General features: G+C 72.6%; 3 protein-coding genes. All 3 read left to right on the forward strand.

What is annotated here, in order from left to right:
• Nucleotides 1-2,060, forward strand: a 2,060-nt coding sequence (locus Q0066_RS14010) for a DUF6603 domain-containing protein (protein ID WP_298133934.1), incomplete at its 5' end; no start/stop codon positions are given.
• The gene (locus tag Q0066_RS14015; RefSeq protein ID WP_298133936.1) at nt 2,057-4,354 is read left to right on the forward strand and encodes a hypothetical protein; all 2,298 of its coding nucleotides are present in this window, start codon (nt 2,057-2,059) and stop codon (nt 4,352-4,354) included. The genes Q0066_RS14010 and Q0066_RS14015, both read left to right, overlap by 4 nt.
• Before the next feature lie 529 nt (nt 4,355-4,883).
• Nucleotides 4,884-6,427, forward strand: a 1,544-nt coding sequence (locus Q0066_RS14020; RefSeq protein ID WP_298133937.1) for a hypothetical protein, incomplete at its 3' end; no start/stop codon positions are given.

A 6,427-nucleotide genomic window follows, 5' to 3' on the forward strand; every position in this document is an offset into this window, starting at 1 on the left:
TGGGTGGTGGCGGCGTGCTGGGCATCAACGTGCTCGAACTGGTGCTGCGGCTGGCCTGGCGCAGCGCCGACGCACCGCAGACCGGCTGGGCGGTCGCCGCCGGTGGCCTGATCACCTTCAGCGCCACCTGGGGTCCGGTGTACCTGCGGGTCGACGAACTGGGCCTGCTGGCGCAACTCGACACCATGAAGCCGTCCGACCAGCGGAACCTGCGGCTGGTCGACGCGCACGTCGACGCCAGCCTGCCCACCGGGATCGCGCTCAACCTGCAGACCGGGCCGATCAGCGGCGGCGGCACCATTCATCACGATCTGGCCTCCGGTGACTACTACGGCGTGGTGGTGCTGCGGATCGCCGACCGGGTCACCCTGACCTGCCTCGGCCTGGTCTCCACCCGCGACGCCCAGGGCAACGCGCTGACCTCGTTCATCCTGATCGGCACCGTCGAGCATCTGGGTCTGACCGCCGGCTTCATCACCTTGGACGGCCTGGGCGTGCTGTACGCCGCCGACCGCACGCTGGACGTCCCCGCCGTCCGTGCCGCATTGCCGTCCGGCAAGCTGAAATACCTGCTTTTCCCGGCTGACCCGATCAAGACGCTGCCCGAGATGGTGGCCGGGTTGCGCACCTTCTTCCCGCCCAAGGAGGGCACCCACATCTACGGGCTGCTGGTGAAGCTCACCTTCGGCAGTGCGGCGAGTCCGTTGCTGCGTGCCGACCTGGCTTTGATGCTGGAACGGGACGGCAGCACCGACTCGTCCCGGTTGCTGGTGCTGGGCCGGGTTAGTTCGGTGCTGCCGCAGGAGAAGGCCCCCCTGCTCACCCTCAACCTGGACGTGGTGGGCGAGTTCGACTTCTCCACCGGCTTCGCCGCCCTGGACGCCGTGCTGTACGAGTCGAAGCTGTTCGGACGCTTCGCGTTGACCGGCGCGGCCGCCTTCCGACGTGCCCCCGGACTGGGGTTCGCCCTTGCCATCGGCGGTTTCAACCCACGGTTCAGCCCGCCGGCCGGCTTCCCGGTGGTGCCCCGGGTGACGGTGGCGCTGACCACCGGCGACAACCCGAAGCTGATCATCGAGGCCTACCTGGCGATCACCCCGAACACCCTGCAGTTCGGCGCCACCGCCTCGCTGTACGCGGCCGCGTTCGGCTTCTCGATCGAGGGCTACATCGGTTTCGACGTGCTGGTGCAGTTCTGGCCGCCGCACTTCATCGCCGACTTCAAGGCCGGCGTCCAACTGAAGCGGGGCAGCCGCAACCTGTTCAAGGTCGACGTCAGCGGCACCCTGGAGGGTCCGCTGCCGCTGCGGGTGGCCGGGAAGGCGACGTTCAGCCTGCTCTGGTGGGACTACTCGGTGTCGTTCGACAAGAACCTGATCGGCGGCAGCAACTCGCTGGTCAGCGATGCGCTCGACGTGCTGACCGAGCTGGTCACCCGGTTGAGCGACCCGCTCAGCTGGCGGGCCGTGCTGCCCTCCACCGCGGGCGAGCTGGTCGGCGTGCGCACCGATCCTGCTGCCACCGGGTTGTGGCTGCATCCGCTCGGACGGCTGGTCGTCCAGCAGGGTTTGGTGCCGCTGAACGTCGATCGCGACATCGACCGGGTGGGCGCCTTCGTGCCGGCGAAGGAGCGCCGGTTCGCGATCACCGCCGGCCGGGTCGGTGACACGGTGATCACCGCTTTCGACCAGGTGGTGCACGACGAGTTCCCGGACAGCCAGTTCTTCGAGCAGACCGACGCCGAGCGGCTGTCGGCGCCGGGCATGGTGACCCGCCAGGCGGGCGTCAGTTTCGGCAACGACACCTACGCCACGGACGCCGCCGCCGGTGTCGCCGCGCCGTTCGCCTACACCGAGATCCTGGTCGGTCCGGACGGCGTCCCGGTCGTCCAGCAGCAGCCGCAGCCGGCGTCACCGGACCACATCCGGGCCGGCCTGCGGATGAGCGCGGCGGCCCGTGCCGCCACCCGCACCTCGGTGGCGGGCCGCTACACCCGGGTGGCGCGTCCGGACGCGCCCCGGCTGGCGGCTTGGGGACTCGTGGCGGGAGCGGTGCCATGAGCCAACCTGCCCTGACCTTCCTGCCCTGGGTGCGCCGGGGTGGGGCGCTCGCCCTGCCGCCCGATCTGCGCACCGGGCACCCGGCCAGTCATGTCGGCACCACTGTGGGTGTCACGGTGAATGGCGGACCGGGTGCGTCGGTGCCGGTGCAGTTGCTGGGGCCCGGCGCGGTGACCGGGGTGTCGCCGCAGCAGGTGATCCGGTCCGATCCGGCGCCGAACGCCCGCAGCTTCGAGTCGAACTATCTGGCGTTGGTCGAGTTCGACGATCCGGGTCTGCCGTGGCTGTTCACCCCGGCGTCGGCGTCCGGTGGGAAGCTGCGGCCCTGGCTGTGCCTGATCGTGGTGCGCGAGCAGCCCGGGGTGCGGCTCGGCCCCGCCGGACGCGGCGCCCTGCCGGTGCTGACCATCGGCGCCCCCGCCAAACCCGAGGACGAGCTGCCCGACCTGGCCGACTCGTGGGCCTGGGCGCACGCCCAGATCGCCCTCGACGGTGCCGCCGACGCGGGCGCCGTGACCGCGGCCCTGGCCGGTGACCCGGCCCGCAACCTGTCCCGGCTGATCTGCGGCCGGCTGCTGGACGAGCAGACCTCGTACCTGGCCTGCGTGGTGCCCACCTTCGAGGCCGGACGCCGGGCCGGCCTGGGCGACGACCCGGGCAACGCCGAAGGACCCGCCTGGACACTCGCCGAGGGCATGCCGGCCGTCGAGCTGCCGGTCTACCACCATTGGCGCTTCGGCACCGGACCGGCCGGCGACTTCCAGTCGCTGGCGCTGGCGATTCGCGGCCGTCCGGTCGGTGACGGGTTCGGCACCCGGCCCGTCGATCTCTCCACCGCCGGGCTCGGACTGGCCGGCACCGACGACGCCCAGGAGCTGCTCGGCGGTGCCCTGCTGGCTCTCGACACGCCAGCGAACCGCTGGACCGATCCGACTCTGGCTACCAGGTTCGCGTCCGCGTTGCGTGCCGTACTGAACACCCCTGACGCCGCTTCGCCGGCGGAACCGGTGCTGGCCCCGCCCCGCTACGGCTCGGCCTACCGCACCCCGGCCGCCCTCGACGCAGCCGGCACCCGCTGGTACGAACAGCTGAACACCGATCCGACCGCCCGGGTCGCCGCCGCGCTGGGCACGCTGGTGATCCAGCGGCAGCAGGAGACCCTGGTGGCGGCGTCCTGGGATCAGGCCGCCGACCTGCGCGCGGCGTCCCGGCTGGTCGGCTTGGCCGGTGTCGGTTTCGCGGTGGCGGCCAGCCTGCACCGGCGCTATGTGGAGCCGCTCAGCGCCGAAACCGGGGTGTTCGTGCTGGCTCCGCTGCGGGCACGGCTGATGACCGCGCCGGCCATGTCGGGTGGTGCGAGCTTCGGTGCGCAATGGTCGGCGGCCGAGTTGCCGTCCGCCGCGATCGGGTCGGCCGTCCGGCGGGTGACCCGGGTGCGCGGCCCGGCGGTGCGGACGGCGGAACGGGCCGCCGAACGGTCCGGAACCCCGGCGCCGAAGCTGGACTGGCTGAGCCGCATGGTGCCGGCGGCGGTGATGCAGCGCACTTTCGAGGCGCCCAGCGGTCCGCTGACCTTCGACGATGTGACGCCCACGACGCCCGTCCAGCAGCACATCGTGTGGAGCACCCTGACCGCGCAGGCCGTCCACGATCCCCCCCGCGGCCCGGCTTTGTGCTGGGCGCCACCCCCGCGCCTGCGGGGCCGCGTCCGTTCCCGCTGCCCGGTGAGATCGTCACCGGAGATCTGGGGCACGGCGAAGTGTTTCGGCCGTCGTTGCGCACGCCCGAGGACGGCAGCGAAGCAACGCCCATCCCCCGCCGCCGGCCCGGCGACCCGACGGATCCACCTGATCCGCCCGAGCCCCCGGATCCCGTCGACCCGCGTCCGCACCCTCATCCGCCGCGGCGCGACTCGGAGGCGGCCGCGCTGTTCCGCCAGGTGGCCGGCACTCATCTCACCGCGTTCCTGGACGAGCGTCCGCATCATCCACCGCACCACGGCACGGTCACGGTCGGATCGCTGGTCGCGGAGGCGAAGCAACTCGTCGCACCCGTCCGCACCTTCGCGGTGGCGGTCGGCTCGCTGTTCAGCAGCCCGGTTCCCGCGCCCCCCGGATCGGACGCCCCGGTGCCCGACCTCAGCTTCGTGCCCCGCTTCGCGACACCGATGGCGCAAGCCCTGGTCGAACTCGGCCAGCACTGGCTGCTGCCCGGCTTGGACGGCGTCCCCGCCAACACCGCGGTCGCGCTGCGCACCAACGGGGAGTTCGTCGAGGCCTTCCTGGTCGGGCTGAACCACGAGTTCGGCCGGGAGCTGCTGTGGCGCGAGTTCCCGACACCGCTGACCGGCACCTTTTTCGACCAGTTCTGGGACGCCGCGGTCGCGCCCGCGGAACCGCCCGACATTCCACCGTTGGACCAGTGGGCCGACCGGGCACTGGGTGCCCCCACGTTGCGTGCGGAGCGGTTCGTGCTGTTGCTGCGCAGCGAACTGATCCGCCGCTTCCCGGACGCCGTCGTCACCGCGTCCCACCCGGGCGCCAACCCGCCCCAGACCCTGCTGCCGGTGTTCCGCGGCTCGCTCGACCCCGACGTCAGCTACTTCGGCTTCAGCATTCCGCTGGCGCAGGCCGACCAGTACGCGATCAGCATCGCCGAGCAGCCGAGCGCGCCCCGGTTCGGCTTCGAGGTCGGCGAGGCACCCCCGGGCGTGACCCACGCCCCGGCCACCGACGCGACCGCGGCGGCCCTCGCCGGACGGCTGCGCCAACTCCCGGCCCGGATCACCATTCCGATCACCGTGCTGATGCGGGAGCCCGAACCATGACCGATCCGCTGAACCTGGCCCCGCTGACCGCGGACGCGCTGATCGCCGACCCGCGGCTGACCGGCGTGCTGGCGGATGCCGAACAACCGCTGGCGTTGCTGCCGGTGCGGTTGGAAACCCGGTACGCCGAGGGTGAGCTGCTGGTCCGGATCTACCCCGATCAGCTCCATGTGGACGCCCACGACCCTCGGCTGTCCGAGGCCGAACAGGCCGCTGGCCAGGAGTTTTGGCGTGGCCAATGGCGCACCGGCACGAACACCGCCCGGCAGCAGCGGTTGTGGGCGGCACTGGCTGAGCGGTTCGGCCCCGGACGCGCGGGCTGGGTGGCGCGGGCCACCCGTCCGACCAATCCGGCGGCCCGGCCGAACGCCGAAGTGGCCGACGGGGAGCCGTTGAGCGCCGAGCCGACGTTCCCCGCCCTCCAGGTGACCGACGATCGGCGCACGCCGGTGGCGCGGCTGCTGCCGCAGCAGTGGACGGTGACCGCCTACGCCGGCGGGCAGCTGCTGGCGGCCGTCACCGGTGCGCCGATCACCCTCGACCCGGCAGTCGGACCCGACCTGGCCGCGCCGCTGGTCGCGGACGCCGACGATCACGAGGTCGCCGCGGTCGATACCGGAATGAACTGGCTGATCGACTTCGCAGCGGCCGAACAGCTGGGCATGGCGGTGCGGCTGCCGGTGACCGGTCCGGTCGACCTGCTGGTGGCCTGCGGCGTCCGCTCCGGTGACGCCGCGACCGGTGCCGTCGAGGTGGCCGCCCTGCTGGAGGCGCAGCGGTATTCGGCGGGGCTGGGGTTCTTGGCGCCGGAGGCGACCACGAACAACGCCGAGGCGGCGCCGTCCGGCTGGTCGAGCACCGATCCGGGCGGCTGGTCGCCGGTGGCCACCACCCCGCAGCCGGGCTCGTTCGGGGCGACGGCGTCGGGACTGCTGGGTCTGGGCGGGGACCTTTTCGCCGGCCTACCGCAGGCCGATCAGGACGAGCCGCGGGTGGCGTCTGCGATGAGCCGGGCACTGTGGCCCGCGACCTGGGGCTACTGGCTCGCCCAGTTCATCGGGGTGGACGCCGCGACGAACGGCTGGGCGCGTGACTTCGCCGGTCGCTTCGTTCGCCCGGACGGCCCGCTGCCGGCGCTGCGAATCGGCAAGCAGCCGTACGGGGTGCTGCCGGTGACGTCGCTGGGCCGGTTCGGGGGCGACGACGAGCGGTTGACCCGGCTGGCCCGGGTGCTGGGCGGGCTGCGCGAGCAGGGCTGGCGTCCGGCGGTCGGGTTGGCGCCCCGGATCGGACGCGGCGACGTCACCGCCGATCTGGTCGACGTGCTGCGGCTGGAGGGACGCTCCGACGACCTGACCGTGCGGCGCAGCATGGGTGCTCGGTTCGCCGACAACCTGGTCCGCTTCCTGGCCCTGGAGCTGACCGACATCGGTTTCTGGAACGCCGCGCGGGACAGGAACCTGCCGATCGCCCGTGCCGCCGGGCTCGGTCTGGTGCCGGGCGCGCTGGTCGTCCACGAATCCGGTGAGCGGCCGGTCAC

The organism is Micropruina sp. (assembly GCF_027492755.1).
GTDB lineage: Bacteria > Actinomycetota > Actinomycetes > Propionibacteriales > Propionibacteriaceae > Micropruina.

Coding starts and splice junctions, on each gene's coding strand:
- Q0066_RS14015 (WP_298133936.1), top strand. CDS start 2,057: ATGAGCCAACCTGCCCTGACCTTCCTGCCCTGGGTGCGCCGGGGTGGG.